This is a genomic window from Pseudomonas sp. SDO5522_S412 (genome assembly GCF_054071215.1).
This window is the reverse complement of the sequence record NZ_JBSVWQ010000062.1, coordinates 14,149-31,113: the sequence shown is the minus strand read 5'-3', so window position 1 is coordinate 31,113 and position 16,965 is coordinate 14,149. Positions and strand designations below refer to the sequence as shown.

At 59.5% G+C, this 16,965-nt stretch carries 15 protein-coding genes; 10 read left to right on the top strand and 5 right to left on the bottom strand.

Annotated features, from left to right (window positions below; translation table 11 throughout):
• Nucleotides 1-83: 83 nt before the first annotated feature.
• The 5 genes from ACW9I6_RS15470 to ACW9I6_RS15450 all read right to left on the bottom strand — a co-directional run bounded on the left by ACW9I6_RS15470 (nt 84) and on the right by ACW9I6_RS15450 (nt 5,685).
• Nucleotides 84-368, bottom strand: a complete 285-nt coding sequence (locus ACW9I6_RS15470) for a YceK/YidQ family lipoprotein (protein WP_023659172.1) — start codon at nt 366-368, stop codon at nt 84-86.
• Nucleotides 361-990: a flavin prenyltransferase UbiX gene (gene ubiX, locus ACW9I6_RS15465; RefSeq protein ID WP_003219402.1), complete on the bottom strand. Its 630-nt coding sequence runs from the start codon at nt 988-990 to the stop codon at nt 361-363. Before ubiX ends, ACW9I6_RS15470 begins: the two co-directional genes overlap by 8 nt.
• Entirely contained in the window at nt 987-2,336 is a 1,350-nt protein-coding gene (gene mpl / locus ACW9I6_RS15460; RefSeq protein WP_003219401.1) for a UDP-N-acetylmuramate:L-alanyl-gamma-D-glutamyl-meso-diaminopimelate ligase, read from the bottom strand. Before mpl ends, ubiX begins: the two co-directional genes overlap by 4 nt.
• A 218-nt stretch (nt 2,337-2,554) precedes the next feature.
• Nucleotides 2,555-3,541 (bottom strand): hypothetical protein, encoded by a 987-nt coding sequence (locus ACW9I6_RS15455; RefSeq protein WP_256349582.1) that lies wholly within the window; start codon nt 3,539-3,541, stop codon nt 2,555-2,557.
• Nucleotides 3,542-3,774: 233 nt separating this feature from the next.
• Entirely contained in the window at nt 3,775-5,685 is a 1,911-nt protein-coding gene (locus ACW9I6_RS15450; RefSeq protein WP_177008860.1) for a sigma-54-dependent Fis family transcriptional regulator, read from the bottom strand.
• A 286-nt stretch (nt 5,686-5,971) separates the two neighbouring features.
• Here ACW9I6_RS15450 and exaC point away from each other — a divergent pair, with 286 nt between their 5' ends.
• From exaC to fic, 10 genes are all read left to right on the top strand, one after another.
• A complete protein-coding gene (gene exaC / locus ACW9I6_RS15445; protein ID WP_003219398.1) occupies nt 5,972-7,492 on the top strand; it encodes an acetaldehyde dehydrogenase ExaC in 1,521 nt (506 codons plus the stop codon).
• A gap of 98 nt (nt 7,493-7,590) precedes the next feature.
• Nucleotides 7,591-9,039, top strand: a complete 1,449-nt coding sequence (gene eat / locus ACW9I6_RS15440; protein ID WP_008436523.1) for an ethanolamine permease — start codon at nt 7,591-7,593, stop codon at nt 9,037-9,039.
• A 64-nt stretch (nt 9,040-9,103) separates the two neighbouring features.
• Nucleotides 9,104-10,498, top strand: a complete 1,395-nt coding sequence (locus ACW9I6_RS15435) for an ethanolamine ammonia-lyase subunit EutB (protein WP_003219393.1) — start codon at nt 9,104-9,106, stop codon at nt 10,496-10,498.
• On the top strand, nt 10,495-11,343 hold the full coding sequence (gene eutC, locus ACW9I6_RS15430) for an ethanolamine ammonia-lyase subunit EutC (protein ID WP_134327368.1): 849 nt from the start codon (nt 10,495-10,497) through the stop codon (nt 11,341-11,343). Before ACW9I6_RS15435 ends, eutC begins: the two co-directional genes overlap by 4 nt.
• Nucleotides 11,344-11,435: 92 nt before the next feature.
• Entirely contained in the window at nt 11,436-11,894 is a 459-nt protein-coding gene (locus ACW9I6_RS15425) for a GNAT family N-acetyltransferase (protein ID WP_003219389.1), read from the top strand.
• A gap of 240 nt (nt 11,895-12,134) precedes the next feature.
• Entirely contained in the window at nt 12,135-12,791 is a 657-nt protein-coding gene (locus ACW9I6_RS15420) for a DedA family protein (protein WP_008436520.1), read from the top strand.
• Between the two features lie 6 nt (nt 12,792-12,797).
• Nucleotides 12,798-13,628, top strand: coding sequence for a M90 family metallopeptidase (locus ACW9I6_RS15415; RefSeq protein WP_003219385.1), 831 nt, complete (start codon nt 12,798-12,800; stop codon nt 13,626-13,628).
• A gap of 93 nt (nt 13,629-13,721) precedes the next feature.
• Nucleotides 13,722-14,249 (top strand): inorganic diphosphatase, encoded by a 528-nt coding sequence (gene ppa, locus ACW9I6_RS15410; protein WP_003176323.1) that lies wholly within the window; start codon nt 13,722-13,724, stop codon nt 14,247-14,249.
• Between the two features lie 214 nt (nt 14,250-14,463).
• Nucleotides 14,464-15,240, top strand: coding sequence for a LexA family transcriptional regulator (locus ACW9I6_RS15405; RefSeq protein WP_087692357.1), 777 nt, complete (start codon nt 14,464-14,466; stop codon nt 15,238-15,240).
• Nucleotides 15,241-15,746: 506 nt separating this feature from the next.
• Nucleotides 15,747-16,868 carry a protein adenylyltransferase Fic gene (gene fic, locus ACW9I6_RS15400; protein ID WP_008436517.1) on the top strand — a complete coding sequence of 374 codons (1,122 nt, stop codon included), beginning with the start codon at nt 15,747-15,749 and terminating at the stop codon, nt 16,866-16,868.
• The last annotated feature ends 97 nt before the right edge of the window (nt 16,869-16,965 follow it).

Sequence of the window (16,965 nt, the reverse complement as noted above, 5' to 3'; positions counted from 1 at the left end):
AGTCAATGATACAGTGACTGATCCACCGCATTCGCGAGCAAGCCCGCTCCCACATTGGATTTCTGTTAATACTGGGATAAGTACTAAAGCCCGCCCGTCGCGTTAAACCCAACCCCCAGCACCGTCAGCACCGACAGCGGCAACAGCAGCGTGTCGAGCAAGGCACTGGCCGGCAGGTCGACATGGGGATAGCTCGGCGCCTCGGCCCCAAAACGGTCCATCGCGCAGCACCCGCCCTGAATCGCATACATGTCCAGCCGCGTGCCGGCATACACCACCGGCGCGCCGGGCTGGGCGGCGTCCAGGGTTCGCGCAGTCGCACACCCGGTCAGTTGCAGCGCCAGCAGCACCATCAATAGTTTATTCATCACTGCTCAAATGGTGCTCGCCCCAGCGCGGCAGCATGTCCTGGGGAATGTTCAGCAGGTTGAGAATCCGCGCCACCACAAAGTCCACCAGGTCATCGATGGTCTGCGGCTGGTGATAGAAGCCCGGCGACGCCGGCAAGATAGTCACGCCCATGTTCGACAGCTTGAGCATGTGCTCCAGATGGATGCTCGAATACGGCGCTTCGCGCGGCACCAGAATCAACTGGCGACGCTCCTTCAAGGTCACGTCCGCCGCGCGCTCGATCAGATTGTTGCAGGCGCCCGTGGCAATCGCCGACAGGGTCCCGGTGGAACACGGCACCACCACCATCGCGGCCGGTGCACCAGAGCCCGACGCCACCGGTGACATCCAGTCTTCCTTGCCATAGACCTTGATCTGCCCCGCCGCCGCACCGGTGTACTCGGTGAGGAAGGCCTGCATCATCTGCACTTTGGGCGGCAACGCCACATCGGTCTCGGTGGCCAGCACCAGTTGCGCGGCCTTGGAGATCAGGAAGTGCACCTCGCGGTCTTCGCGCACCAGGCAGTCCAGCAGGCGCAAGCCATAGGGCGCGCCGGACGCGCCGGTCATCGCCAGGGTGACGCGTTCCGGGCCGCTCACTTCAGGGCCTCGGCGAGTTTGCCATGCAGGCCGCCAAAGCCGCCGTTGCTCATGATCACCACGTGAGTGCCGGGCCTGGCCTGGTGTTTCACGTGTTCGATGATGCCTTCCAGTGAGTCGCGGCAAATCGACGGCACCGTGCACAACGCGGCGATGGCAGGCAGGTCCCAACCGAGGTTGGCCGGCGCGTACCACACAACCTGGTCGGCATCGTTGACGCTTTCCGGCAAACCATCACGGTGGGCGCCCAGCTTCATGGAGTTGGAGCGCGGCTCGATAATCGCGATCACCTGGGCATCACCCACACGCTTGCGCAAGCCATCCAGGGTAGTGGCGATGGCCGTCGGGTGGTGGGCAAAGTCGTCATAGATGGTAATCCCATTCACTTCGGCGACCTTTTCCATCCGGCGCTTGACGCTTTTGAACGCGCTCAAGGCCGCAATGCCCATGGACGGCACCACGCCGACATGCCGCGCAGCCGCCAGGGTGACCAAGGCATTGGCGACGTTGTGCTGGCCGGTCATGTCCCAATCGACGATGCCTTGGGCGACGCCTTCGAACAGTACTTCAAATTTGGAGCCATCTTCGCTCAGCAGCTTGACCTGCCATTGGCCGCCAGCACCGGTGGTTTGTACCGGGGTCCAGCAGCCCATCTCGATAACTCGCTGCAGGGCAGGCTCGGTGGTGGGGTGAATCACCAGGCCTTCGCTGGGAATGGTGCGCACCAAGTGGTGGAACTGCCGCTCGATGGCCGCCAGATCAGGGAAGATGTCCGCGTGATCGAACTCCAGGTTGTTCAGGATCGCCGTACGCGGGCGGTAGTGAACGAACTTGGAGCGTTTGTCGAAGAACGCGCTGTCGTACTCATCGGCCTCGATGACAAAAAACGGGGTGTCGCCGAGGCGCGCCGACACCGAGAAATTCTGCGGCACGCCACCAATCAGGAAGCCCGGGCTCATGCCCGCATGCTCCAGCACCCAGGCCAGCATGCTGCTGGTAGTGGTCTTGCCATGGGTACCGGCAACGGCGAGTACCCAACGGCCTTGCAACACATGATCGGCCAGCCATTGCGGGCCAGACACGTACGGCAAACCTTTATTCAGTACATATTCGACTGCCGGGTTACCGCGCACCATGGCATTGCCGATCACGACAAGGTCCGGGACCGGGTCGAATTGCGCCGGGTCATAACCTTGGGTCAGCTCAATGCCCTGGGCCTGCAGTTGCGTGCTCATGGGTGGGTAAACGTTGGCATCGGAGCCAGTAACATGATGGCCCAGTTCTTTGGCGAGCACCGCCATGGAGCCCATGAACGTGCCGCAAATACCGAGAATATGAATGTGCATAGTCGACCTCGTAAAACATCGAGGCAGGTTAGCGCAGGGAAGGGAAAATCGCACTCTTTAGCTGTAGCACGCAGGCCTTGGGGGGTAGCCGCCATTGTTTGTCAGAGCGTAGGGGAATATTCGATAAGTCCGGTGCCACAGGATGCATGCATGGCATCGGACCCATCGCCAGTTTGACTGAGCATCATCCATGACTCGAAAGTTTACGCGGGGTTATGTCACACGACTTTTGTTTCGGCAGACTCTGCCGGTAATGACAGCGTTCCCATGTGCAACAACTTCCCTATGAACTTGTTTAATGCGTCGAATTTTTTATCAATAACATCCAGACGGCCTTTGTCATCGGTGCCGTCTGCGGGAGTGGCAATGTAAGGCCGGAATACCATGTCGTTTTCGTCCGCCAGTTTTTTAAGCTGTTCCTCCGCAGTTTTATACAAGGCCTCAAGCGTTTCCAGGCGCTCGCTTGGCGTACGCGACGAGGAGTCGCTCATTTTAAGTGCCGGAGCATTCGTTCCTTGACGCATTGCCATAATATTGTTGGCAATGACTTCCATGCGCAACTCGGCCAGGCCCAAGCGCGCGGTCGTGGCACCCGTGTCGGTGTCCTGCGTGGCGACGACCGATGTTGTCCCGTCGGTTTTCGCGGCAGGCACCTGCGTGCTTGGAGCCGGCTGGTGAGCCGGAGGGAGCAGTGGCGTATTGTTTGTAAACTGCGCCTTGATTGTCTCGCCAGACCAAACCGAGCCTGCGTAGGTACCAATACTCAGGGGAGCACTGACCAATCCGCTTACACCCGCACTGACAAAGGCGTCGCGGGCTACCGTCGCAGCCTGGGGCGAGGTGTCGAACACCTTAGCCTTGACCAGGCGATCAGCAACCATCAGGTTTTGAGTCACCTGTGCCATATCTTTAGGATCTGCGCTGGCCTGAGGCTTGAACGGCCGGTTGGCAGACCCTTGGTTCATCAATTTTTGTTGTGTCAGCGTTTGAAAGGTATTGGTTTTCTCGGGCTTGGGTTGGGGTGTGGGGGTTTCTGTGGCCGGATTTTTCCCTAACCGGGGTTTAGGTTGGGGAGCTTTTGGAGGGGTGTTGCCCTGGCCGCCGGGACGTACTACCGGAGGCGTTACACCGCCATTGCGCGTGACCGGTGGTGTATTCACTGGAGGTATATTGACCGTGGTGGGCCGAGATCTAGTAATGTTCATGGTTATTATCTCACTTGTTGTTACTATTTACGCATAAGCGCTATCAGCGAGTTATCGAGAAAATCGATAACCGCCAACTTAGTAACTAAACAGATAATGAACGTTCCAGAAGACAGTCACCTACGCACAAAAATACATGACAAAACATTAATACGGTGCGACGCCAATTATTTAACGCACAGTCGCTCACAACACAGATTGATCACTCACAGTCAGAACAGTTAACGTCATCATTAAACCTGACGCGCTATACCATACTTACGTAACTTTCTATAAAGCGTATTTCTACTGACTCCAAGCACGGTCGCCACGTGCGTCATATGCCAGCGTTGCTGCACCAATGTTGCCAGCAATGCCTGGCGCTCGGCAGCATCCAGCAATGAGTTTGCCGGTTCACTCACCGCCACCGGCACGGTTTGCACGGCACGAATCTGTGCAGGCAGGTCATCAAGCCTCACCCGCCCGTCCTCACACAGTGCGGCGAGGGTGCGCAACACCGTGCGCAACTGCCGCACGTTGCCCGGCCACGCGAACGCCAACAGGGCCTGGCGGGCCTCGCCGTCAAGCTGCACCGCCTGATCTCCCGCTTCTTCGGCCAGCAGGAAGTCCAGCAGCTGCAATTTGTCACTGCGCTCGCGCAACGGCGGCAAGGCCACTTCCAGGCCATTGAGCCGGTAATACAGGTCTTCACGAAAACTACCGTCCTGCACCCGATCAAGCAGATTACGGTGGGTAGCGCTGATAATTCTGACGTCAACCGCTTGCGGTTCACCGCCGATGGGCACCACCAAGCGGTCTTCAAGCACCCTTAATAGCCGGGTTTGCAAAGCCAGCGGCATATCGCCGATTTCATCCAGAAACAAGGTGCCACCATCTGCCTGCTGCAGCTTGCCGCGCATGCCTTCCTTGCGGGCGCCGGTAAAACTGCCGCCGCGATAACCGAACAGCTCGCTTTCGATGAGGCTTTCCGGGATGGCTGCGCAGTTGAGGGCCACAAAGGCTTTATCTGCGCGCAGGCTTGCATGGTGCACGGCCTTGGCAAACGCCTCTTTGCCAGACCCGGTTTCCCCTTGGATCAGCAAAGGCACATCACGCTCGAACACCCGCAAGGCTCTGCGGAAATCGTTTTGCAGCGCCGCGTCTCCAAGGCAAATGCCCGGCAATCGCGGCCGCTCCGGCAAGGCGTGGGCCACCGGCACCGGTACGCTGCGTGGCTGGCCGCGCAACACCGCGAACAAGCCACGGCCATCGCGGGTACGCAGGGGCCAACTGGCGCTGGCGTTCGCGCTGGCACGCCCGAGCAACTCATCGAGCGAACAATCGAAAAACGCCTCGACCGGCTGCCCCAACAACCCGCCACGGATTTGCCCGAGCAGGTTCAACGCACTCTGGTTAACCGCACAAATGCGCCCTTCACCATCGAACGCCAGCAGCCCTTCGCTGAACAGGCCCACAGACTCTGCCTGCAAATGAAAGCGCAGCAACCAGTGGTGCTCAAAATGGCGCAGGAAGTAACAGCTCTCGATCATCTTCGCCGAAAGATTGACCAGCGCCATGGTGTGGAACTGGCTCTGGCGCGACACCGCCTCCCGGGCCGAAGACACATCCAGCACCGCCAGCAGTTCGCCATGAGGGTCGAACACCGGGCTGGCCGAGCAGGTCAGGCCGGTATGTCGGCCACGAAAGTGTTCATCGCGATGAATCGTCAGGGACTGGCGCTCCACCAGGCAGGTGCCGATGCCGTTGGTGCCTTCGCAGGCCTCGCTCCAATCGGCACCCAGCCACAGCCCGGCACCCTCGAAGATCTTGCGCTCGCTGGGGGCGGTGACGCAGTTGAGGATCACCCCACGGGCGTCGGTCAGCAGCACCGCATGGCCGGCGCCGGAGAGCTGTTGATGCAGGCTGTTCATTTCATTGCCGGCGATGCTCAGCACTTGTTGCAGGCGTTCGCGGCTTTCCAGCAGGCGGCCATGTTCGAGCACCGTGGGCGCGATGGTCAATGCGGGGTCGAGGTGATAGTCCTCAAGACAACGCAGCCAGGAGCGGGCGATGGACGGATCGCTGCCGGGGCCATGCAGCGGGTCCTGCCCACGGGTGACCGTCAGGACTTGTTGGGCATGGCGACTGAAATGATCGTTTTGCATGTTCTTATTATTCTCCCTGCGTGAAGTACACCGCGCGCGAGTGCCCAGCATCCTCCAGCCTCCCGACCAATGCAATCCCGGGCAGACCCACCGGTCACAGGCTGTACCGCTTATGGCACAAACTGTCACCCAGGCTGTACCAAGCTTGCCACAGCAACGGTTTGCAACAACCTCTAAACCCTTGATTTACAGGCTCTACGAGGCACTGGCCCGACCTTTGCTCTACGCTTTAACAAGCACAACCGTGCGTCCTCCAATAAACACAAAAAGCCAGGAGATACCCACCATGCGTTACGCACACCCCGGTACTGAAGGCGCGATCGTTTCGTTCAAGGCCAAGTACGGCAACTACATCGGCGGTGAGTTTGTCGCGCCGGTCGATGGCAACTATTTCACCAACACCTCGCCGGTCAACGGCAAGCCCATCGCCGAATTCCCGCGCTCCACTGCCAAGGATATCGACAAGGCCCTGGACGCCGCCCACGCCGCCGCTGACGCCTGGGGCAAGACCTCGGCCCAGGACCGCTCGCTGGTTCTGCTGAAAATCGCCGACCGCATCGAACAGAACCTCGAACTGCTGGCCATCACCGAAACCTGGGACAACGGCAAGGCCGTGCGCGAAACCCTGAACGCCGACATCCCGCTGGCCGCGGACCACTTCCGCTACTTCGCCGGCTGCATCCGCGCCCAGGAAGGCAGCAGCGCCGAGATCAACGAACACACCGCCGCTTACCACTTCCACGAACCGCTGGGCGTGGTCGGCCAGATCATCCCGTGGAACTTCCCGCTGCTGATGGCCGCCTGGAAACTCGCGCCAGCCCTGGCCGCCGGTAACTGCGTGGTGCTCAAGCCTGCCGAGCAAACCCCGCTGGGCATCAACGTGCTGATGGAACTGATCGGCGACCTGCTGCCGCCGGGCGTGCTGAACGTGGTGCACGGCTACGGCAAAGAAGCCGGCGAAGCCCTGGCCACCAGCAAGCGCATCGCCAAGATTGCCTTCACCGGCTCCACGCCAGTGGGCTCGCACATCATGCACGCGGCCGCCGAGAACATCATTCCGTCCACCGTTGAGCTGGGCGGCAAGTCGCCGAACATCTTCTTCGCCGACATCATGAAAGCCGAACCGCAATTCATCGAGAAGGCCGCCGAAGGTTTGGTGCTGGCGTTCTTCAACCAGGGCGAAGTGTGCACCTGCCCTTCCCGCGCGCTGGTGGAAGAGTCGATCTACGACGACTTCATGAAAGTGGTGATGAAAAAGGTCGAGTCGATCAAACGTGGCGACCCGCTGGACACCGACACCATGGTCGGCGCCCAGGCGTCCGAGCAGCAATTCGACAAGATTTTGTCCTACCTCGAAATCGCCAAGGGCGAAGGCGCCGAGCTGCTCACCGGCGGCAAGGTCGAGAAGCTGACCGGCGATCTGGCCACCGGCTATTACATCCAGCCGACCCTGCTCAAGGGCACCAACAAGATGCGGGTGTTCCAGGAAGAAATCTTTGGCCCGGTGGTGAGCATCACTACCTTCAAGGATGAAGCCGAAGCCCTGGCGATTGCCAACGACACCGAGTTCGGCCTGGGTGCCGGCCTGTGGACCCGCGACATCAACCGCGCGTACCGCATGGGCCGGGCGATCAAGGCCGGGCGTGTATGGACCAACTGCTATCACCTGTACCCGGCGCATGCCGCGTTCGGTGGTTACAAGAAGTCCGGTGTGGGCCGTGAGACTCACAAGATGATGCTTGATCACTATCAGCAGACCAAAAACCTGCTGGTGAGCTACGACATCAATCCGCTGGGTTTCTTCTAACTGACAACCCGCTCCCACATTTGATCTTCACAAGACCTTGCTACTCATTCGGCTTACTTAAGTAAGCCGGGATAAAACAATAAGAAAGGGATTCCATCATGCCCAGCGAACCGAATGGCGCTCCGGCGTCCGGGTCTTCCGTCGACTTTGAAAAGGTCGGCACCGAATACTTCCAACAACGGGAACTGAAAAAAGGCGCTGCCGGCTGGGTACTATTAGTCGGTCTCGGTGTTGCCTACGTCATCTCCGGCGACTACGCCGGCTGGAACTTCGGCCTGGCCCAGGGTGGCTGGGGCGGCATGTTCCTCGCCACACTGCTGATGGCCACCATGTACCTGTGCATGTGTTTCTCCCTGGCCGAACTGTCTTCCATGATCCCTACCGCCGGCGGCGGCTACGGCTTTGCCCGCAGCGCGTTCGGCCCCTGGGGCGGGTTCCTGACCGGCACCGCGATCCTTATCGAATACGCCATCGCCCCCGCCGCCATCGCGGTGTTTATCGGCGCCTATTGCGAATCGCTGTTCGGCATTGGCGGCTGGATGATCTACCTGGCGTTTTACATCATCTTTATCGGCATCCACATTTTCGGCGTGGGTGAAGCGCTGAAGCTGATGTTTGTGATTACCGCCGTCGCCGCGATTGCCCTGGGTGTGTTCCTGGTGTCGATGGTGCCGCACTTCAGTGTCGCCAACCTGCTGGACATCCCGGTGACCGAGGCCAAGGGCGCCAGCACTTTCCTGCCCTTCGGTTATGTCGGCGTGTGGGCGGCGATTCCCTATGCGATCTGGTTCTTTTTGGCCGTCGAAGGTGTGCCACTGGCCGCTGAAGAAACCAAGAACCCCAAACGCGACCTGCCCCGCGGCCTGATCGGCGCCATTGTGGTGCTGACCAGCTTCGCCCTGCTGATTTTGGTGATCGCCCCCGGCGGTGCTGGCGCCTACGCGTTGATGGCATCGGGCAATCCGCTGGTGGAAGCCTTGTCCAAAGCCTACGGCGGCTCCACGTGGATGGGCCACTTCGTCAATCTGGTGGGCCTGGCCGGGCTGATCGCGAGCTTCTTCTCGATCATCTACGCCTACTCCCGGCAGATCTTCGCCCTCTCCCGCGCCGGCTACCTGCCGCGCAAGCTGTCGCAGACCAACAAAAGCAAGGCACCGGTACTGGCCCTGGTGATCCCCGGCATCATCGGGTTCGGCCTGTCGCTGACCGGCCAAGGCGATTTGCTGATCCTGGTCGCCGTATTCGGCGCAACCATTTCCTACGTGCTGATGATGGCCGCGCACATCACGTTGCGCATCCGCCGCCCCAAAATGGACCGCCCTTACCGTACTCCGGGCGGCATCTTCACCTCGGGCGTCGCCCTGGTACTGGCCTGCATCGCTGTTGTGGCGGGCTTTCTGGTGGATCCGCGCGTGGTGATTGGCGCCGCGATCATCTATGGAGTATTAATTGCTTACTTTGCTTTCTACAGTCGGCATCACTTGGTAGCGGGCACGCCGGAAGAAGAATTTGCGGCGATCCAGGCCGCAGAGGCCGCCTTGCACTAACTGCCATAAACCTCGACGCGGGCGCTTTACTCACATTCAGCCCGCGTCGACAAGGAGACTCTGTATGGCAAGCTTTTCCCACGCGGTCGGTGCATTGACCTACCGCTTCGACAGCCTCAAGGACGTGATGGCCAAGGCCAGCCCGGCCCGCTCCGGGGATTTTTTGGCGGGTGTTGCCGCCCAGAACGATGGCGAGCGGGTCGCGGCGCAAATGGCCCTGGCCAACATTCCGTTGAAGCACTTTCTCGAAGAAGTGTTGATCCCGTACGAAAGCGACGAAGTCACCCGGCTGATTATCGATACCCACGATAAACAAGCGTTTTCCGTGGTCAGCCACCTGACCGTCGGCGGATTACGCGATTGGCTGCTCAGCGACGCGGCCGACGAACAGAGCCTGCGCGCCCTGGCGCCCGGGCTGACACCGGAAATGGCCGCCGCCGTGTCGAAGATCATGCGTGTGCAGGACCTGGTACTGGTGGCGCAGAAAATCCGCGTCGTCACACAGTTCCGCGGCACGATGGGCCTGCGCGGGCGCCTGTCCACCCGCCTGCAGCCCAACCATCCCACCGATGAGCCGGCCGGTATCGCCGCGAGCATTCTTGACGGCCTGCTCTACGGCAACGGCGACGCCATGATCGGCATCAACCCGGCCACCGACAGCATCGCCTCGATCTGCGCGATGCTGGAAATGCTCGACGCGATCATCCAGCGTTATGAAATCCCGACCCAGGCCTGCGTGCTGACCCACGTCACCACCTCCATCGAAGCCATCAACCGTGGCGTGCCGCTGGACCTGGTGTTCCAGTCGATCGCCGGCACCGAGGCGGCCAATGCCAGTTTCGGCATCAGCCTGAGCGTGCTGCAGGAAGGCTACGATGCGGGCCTGAGCCTGAACCGCGGCACCCTCGGGCAAAACCTGATGTATTTCGAAACCGGCCAGGGCAGCGCCTTGTCGGCCAACGCACACTTTGGCGTCGACCAGCAAACCTGCGAAACCCGCGCCTATGCCGTCGCCCGGCATTTCAAGCCGTTTTTGGTGAACACGGTCGTAGGATTTATCGGCCCCGAGTACCTGTACAACGGCAAGCAGATCATCCGCGCCGGCCTCGAAGACCACTTCTGCGGCAAGCTGCTGGGCGTGCCCATGGGGTGCGACATCTGCTACACCAACCATGCCGAAGCCGACCAGGACGACATGGACACCCTGCTCACCCTGCTGGGCGTGGCCGGGATCAACTTCATCATGGGCATCCCGGGCTCCGACGACATCATGCTCAACTACCAGACCACCTCGTTCCACGACGCGCTCTACGCCCGCCAAACATTGGGTTTAAAGCCGGCACCGGAGTTTGAACAGTGGCTGGCGAAAATGGGCATCTTCACGCAAGCCGACGGCAAGGTGCACTTCGGCAACAGCCTGCCACCGGCATTCCGCCACGCCTTGGCGCAACTGGGATGAAGAAGGAACCGCCCGTGCACATCGACACCCCGGAAAACAACGTGGACAACCCGTGGCTTGAGCTGCGGCGCCTGACCCCGGCGCGGATTGCCCTGGGCCGCACCGGCACCAGCATGCCTACCGGCGCGCAGCTGGATTTCCAGTTCGCCCATGCCCAGGCCCGCGACGCGGTACACCTGCCGTTTGATCATGCAGGGCTCAGCAGCCAATTGGCGGAGCGTGGCCGCGACAGCCTGCTGCTGCACAGCGCCGCCGTCGACCGCCACAGCTACCTGCAACGCCCGGACCTTGGGCGCCGCCTCAGTGATGAATCCGTCCAGGCCCTGCGGGACTATGCCGAAGCCAACCCCGGCGGCGTGGACCTGGCGGTGGTGGTGGCCGACGGCTTGTCGGCCCTGGCGGTGCATAAACATACGTTGCCTTTTCTTACACGCATGGAGGAACAAACCCACGCTGAAGGCTGGTCGCTGTCACCGGTGATTCTGGTGGAGCAGGGCCGTGTCGCCGTCGCGGATGAAGTCGGCCAGTTGCTCGGGGCAAAAATGGTGGTGATCCTGATCGGTGAGCGGCCGGGGCTCAGCTCGCCGGACAGCCTGGGGCTGTATTTCACCTACAACCCCAAGGTCGGCCTCACTGACGCCTACCGCAACTGCATCTCCAATGTGCGCCTGGAAGGCTTGAGCTACGGCATGGCCGCTCACCGCCTGCTTTACTTGATGCGGGAGGCCTGTCGCCGGCAGTTGTCGGGGGTCAACCTCAAGGATGAAGCGCAGGTACAAACCCTCGAGTCGGATGATCCCGACCTGATGAAAGGAAACTTCCTGCTCAGCCCACCGAAGGACTGATCCCTGCACGATTGCGCTTTTTCTCTGCTTTAGGCAGCATCGAGACACGGCCGCTTGTGTGGTCATACCCCATTTGGAAGTTGAGGCCTGGCATGCGGATTACTCAAGCGACCCTGGAACACCTGGACCTGTTGACCCCGCTTTTCGTCAAATACCGCGAATTTTACGGTGCGCTGCCGTTTCCTGATTCGAGCCGCGCCTTCCTGGAAAAACGCCTGCGCCGCAAGGAGTCCGTGATCTACCTGGCGCTGGCCGACGATGACGACAAGAAACTGCTTGGCTTTTGCCAGCTGTATCCAAGCTTTTCATCGTTGTCCCTCAAGCGGGTGTGGATCCTCAACGACATCTACGTCGCCGAAGACGCACGCCGGCAGTTGGTGGCCGACAACCTGATGCGTACCGCGAAGAAGATGGCCAAGGAAACTCAAGCCGTGCGCCTGCGTGTGTCCACCAGCAGTGACAACCAGGTGGCGCAGAAAACCTATGAGTCCATCGGTTTTCGGGAAGACACCGAGTTCAAGAACTACGTGCTTGCGATCAGCGATGACTGACAACTATTAACCAAACCTCATACATCTGTTGTGGGAGCCCCCTCCCACACTGACGCTGTGTCTACAATCAGATCGCTTTCGCGACATTCCCCGCTACAAAACCAGCACGCTTTTCACAACTCTATCCGTATAATGCGGACCTTTCAGGGTCGTAAGAAATACGCCACTACCTTGTAGCCCTTATTACCCGAAGCCTCCGCACAGGCCCGCTGAGCCAGGCCATTCACACAGGTGCCCTCCATGGATTTCAACCCGCTCGACCTTATCCTGCATCTCGACGTGTACCTCGACATGCTGGTGAGAAACTACGGAGTGTGGATCTACGCCATTCTGTTCCTGGTTATCTTTTGCGAAACCGGCCTGGTGGTCATGCCGTTTCTGCCGGGTGATTCCTTACTGTTCATCGCCGGCGCTGTTGCAGCGGGCGGCGGCATGGACCCGATATTGCTGGGCGGCCTGCTTATGCTCGCGGCCATCCTGGGTGACAGTACCAACTACGTGATCGGACGAACGGCCGGGGAACGCTTGTTCAGCAACCCCAACTCGAAGATCTTCCGCCGCGACTACCTGCAAAAAACCCACGACTTCTACGACAAGCACGGCGGCAAAACCGTGACCCTGGCGCGCTTCCTGCCGATCCTGCGCACGTTTGCGCCGTTCGTCGCCGGTATCGCGAAAATGCCTTACCCGCGCTTCTTCGGTTTCAGCGTGTTCGGCACCGTCCTCTGGGTCGGCGGCCTGGTAACCCTGGGCTACTTCTTCGGCAACGTGCCGTTCATCAAGAAAAACCTGTCGCTGCTGGTGGTGTTCATCATCCTGCTGTCGCTGGTACCGATGATCATCGGTGTGTTCCGCAGCCGCTTTGGCCGCAATTCCACCGAAGCCAAGCCGCAGTAACCTGCGATGTGGTCCCTCAGCGCCTGGCGTCGCCGGCGCCTGCTGGCCAAGCACCCGATTGCCGATGAAACGTGGCAACGGGTGCGCCACCACCTGACGTTCCTCGACGGCATCACTGCCGAGCAAGACCAGTGGCTGCGGGAAGCCTGCGTGGTGTTCCTCGCCGAAAAACACCTCACCGCCCTGCCCGGCGTCGAACTGCACCAGGAACAGCGCCTGCTGCTCGCCGCCCAGGCACAGCTGCCGCTGATGAACCTTGGCGACCTCGACTGGTACCAGGGCTTCCACGAGATCGTGCTGTACCCCGACGACTTCCTCAGCCCGCAGCGCCATCGCGACGCCAGCGGCGTGGAGCACGAGTGGGACGGCGAGCACAGCGGCGAAGCCTGGCAACAGGGCCCGGTGATCCTTGCGTGGCCCGGCGTACTGGCCAGCGGCAACTGGGAAGGCTACAACCTGGTCATTCACGAACTGGCCCACAAGCTGGACATGCTCAACGGCGACGCCAACGGCCTGCCACCCCTGCACCACGACATGCGCGTGCAGGAATGGGCCAGCGTCATGCAAAGCGCCTTCGACGACCTCAACCGCCAGCTCGACCGCAACCCTGACGCCGAAACGGCCATCGACCCCTACGCCGCGGAAAACCCGGCCGAGTTCTTTGCCGTCACCAGCGAATATTTCTTCAGTGCCCCGGATTTGCTGGTCAGCAGTTATCCACAGGTGTACGAGCAACTGAGCCACTTCTACCGTCAGGATCCCCTGGCGCGCCTGCACCAACTGCAGGCCGGCGACGTGCGGTATCAGACGGAACGCCAAGCGCCCTACGACGTCTGACGCATGGCATCGGCGTCAGAATATGCCTATAATCGCCGCCACTTTTAGGCCAATCCGGCCATGTTCCATGGCCAACTACGGGGGCAACGCCCAATGAGCTACAGCAAGATTCCGGCTGGCAAAGACCTGCCGAACGACATCTACGTCGCCATCGAGATTCCGGCCAACCACGCGCCGATCAAATACGAAATCGACAAAGACAGCGACTGCCTGTTCGTTGACCGTTTCATGGCCACCCCGATGTTCTACCCGGCCAACTACGGTTTCATCCCCAACACCCTGGCAGACGACGGTGACCCCCTCGACGTGCTGGTCGTGACCCCTTACCCGGTTACCCCAGGCTCGGTTATCCGCGCCCGCCCGGTCGGCATCCTGAACATGACTGACGACGGCGGCGGCGATGCCAAAGTTATCGCAGTACCACACGACAAGCTGTCCCAGCTGTATGTCGACGTGAAGGAATACACCGATCTGCCGCCACTGCTGCTGGAACAGATCAAACACTTCTTCGAGAACTACAAAGACCTCGAAAAAGGCAAATGGGTGAAGATCGACGGTTGGGGCAATGCAGACGCCGCCCGCGCCGAGATCATGAAGTCGGTCGCTGCCTACAAAGGCTGATACCGCTATTCGCTCTGAAAAAGCCCCGATTAATCGGGGCTTTTTTTGTGGGAAAAACATAAACATCCGGCTACTTTAATAAACATATTTACAGCAATTGTTTAACTAGCTTAATCAACTAGCAGAATAGTCCTGCGATAAGGAAACACCTACATACAGCAACTCAACGCATGGTTTATTTGATCTGATTTTACGGCCAGTAAACTCTGCGTTTATGAATACATCAGGTGATCGCTTAAGAGCGCTATTACGGGAAGTTCATCTTTCCGCTTCCGACTTCGCCAAGAACCGCGATGTTACGCCTCAACACGTAAACAACTGGTTCAAACGCGGCGTCCCCATGGGCCGGCTCAACGAGTTCGCAGAATTGTTGTGCGTCACCAGCCGTTGGCTGCGCACAGGCGAAGGCCCCAAACATCCACCCGCCAACTACCTGCTGGAAGGATCCGATGCAGACACCTCCCACCGTATCGCCCGCGAGACCAGCGGCAACTACATCACCCACCCGGTCTCGGGCCCGGTAAAAATCGACGTGGAGATCCCCCTCCACCCCACCTTCACCTCGACCGAAAGCATCCGCCTCTCCCTGCACACCCTTGAAGCCATCGGTGTAAGCCCGGAGCGGGCACTCGGGGCCTACATGGTCGGCAACAGCATGATCGACATCATCCAGGACGGAAGTACCCTTGCCATCGACTGTGGTCGCAAACAGATCATCGATGGCGAAATCTACGCGGTAGAGCACGACGGAATGCTGCGGATCAAATACCTCTACAACCGTCCAGGAGGTGGCCTGCGGATGCGCAGCCACAACAGCGCCGAGCATCCGGACGAGTTTTTGACCTATGAGCAGCGGCATGAGCAGAACTTTGAGATTCTGGGTTGGGTGTTCTGGTGGGCGACACTGAATAACCGCCGCCCACCGGTGCCGCTGGATGCGCATTTATTGGGCTACGAAGGCTCTAAATCGGATCCGGAGCTGGGAAATTGAGGCGAATGTGGGTATTATCCGCCGCACATTTGGCAGGGGGTTGGCGTGAAGCCGGTCCGCCCTGCCTGGCGATGCGGAGGAGTTCCCGCTGATGCCCCTTATCACCTGGGTGTGAGCCTGGGTGAACGATTTGAAGGCTGGTGAGGTTTACCAAAAATAAGCTGAACCAGTCCCCGAGAAGCCGGCCACAAGCCGGCTTTTTAATGCCTGGAAGAAATGCGCTACACCTGCCAGGCATCGAGCTATTTGAGAACGCGCCAACCGCTCCAAGGCACGCAAGCCGTCTTTTCCATCCTCAGGACATTCGCCTGATACGTCGCTAAAAGCCCGTTCCAAGAACACGTTTCGCATACCTGTCGTTACCAACGACATGACATCAAGACGTGTCGCAGAAATCAAAATATAGCGACACGTAGTGCACGCATGTTTACACTGACGCCACGAAAGGGCGCCCTGATGAGCCCCTCTTACCTTTAGACGGATAAGTCAAAGACCGAGCCCCATCCATGACCGCATCCCACCTTCCCTGGCAGGCTGACAAGCCCTACAACCAGCTTCCCACTTTGCCACCGGCAACTGTTCTGGAAACCCATGCAGTGCTCAAACGCTGCATTGAGGCCCGCACAGCCCTGGCCGAATTGAAGCAAGCGGCTGAGCTGATCCCTAACCAGACAATGCTGATCAACACCATTCCATTGCTGGAGGCCAAGGACAGCTCAGAGATCGAAAGTATCGTCACCACCACGGATTTGCTCTTTCAGCATGCTCAGGATGGAGATAGCCACGCAGACCCAGCGACCAAGGAAGCACTGCGCTACCGCAAAGCCCTGCAGAAAGGTTATCAATCGTTGGCCGACCGCCCACTCTCCACCGGTACTGCAGTCGAAATCTGCCGCACGCTTAAAGGCGTGAACATGGATATACGCCGGGTGCCAGGAGTCCAGCTAGCCAACGACCGAACCGGCGAGATCATCTATACCCCACCGGAAGGCGAAGATCGCTTACGTGACATGCTCGCCAACTGGGAGCGCTTCCTGCACAACGAGACCGACCTGGATCCATTAGTACGTATGGCGGTTAGTCACTATCAATTCGAAGCCATTCACCCATTCACCGACGGCAATGGCCGTACCGGGCGAGTGCTCAACACCCTGTACCTGATCCAGGAAGGCCTGCTGAATCTACCGATTCTCTACCTTAGCCGTTACATCATTGCCCATAGAGCCGATTACTACCGCCTGTTGCTTGATGTCACTCGCGAACAAGCCTGGGAGCCTTGGCTGCTGTACATGCTCAGCGCTGTGGAAGAAACAGCACGCTGGACTTGTGCAAAAATTGCCGCTATTCGCAGCCTGTCCGAGCACACCACCCAGTTTGTTCGTGAGCAGTTGCCGAAAACCTATTCCCGCGAGCTGGTAGACGTCATTTTCGAACAGCCCTACTGCCGCATCAGCAACGTCGTCGACAAACAGATTGCCCAGCGTCAAGCAGCCTCCCGTTACCTCAAAGAACTAGTCGCCATCGGCGTTCTGCAAGAGGTTCAGGTTGGCAAGGAAAAGCTCTTCATCCATCCCAAGCTGATGCAGTTACTCACTCGCGACAGCAATGACTTCAAGCCATACGCCTGAGGAGACCGCTTTAATCCATGGCGATCGTCTGCCGGGATTTCCGCCCCTGAGCCAGGATGATGAGCATTTGGTCAGTAGATCGCTGACCAAATGCATC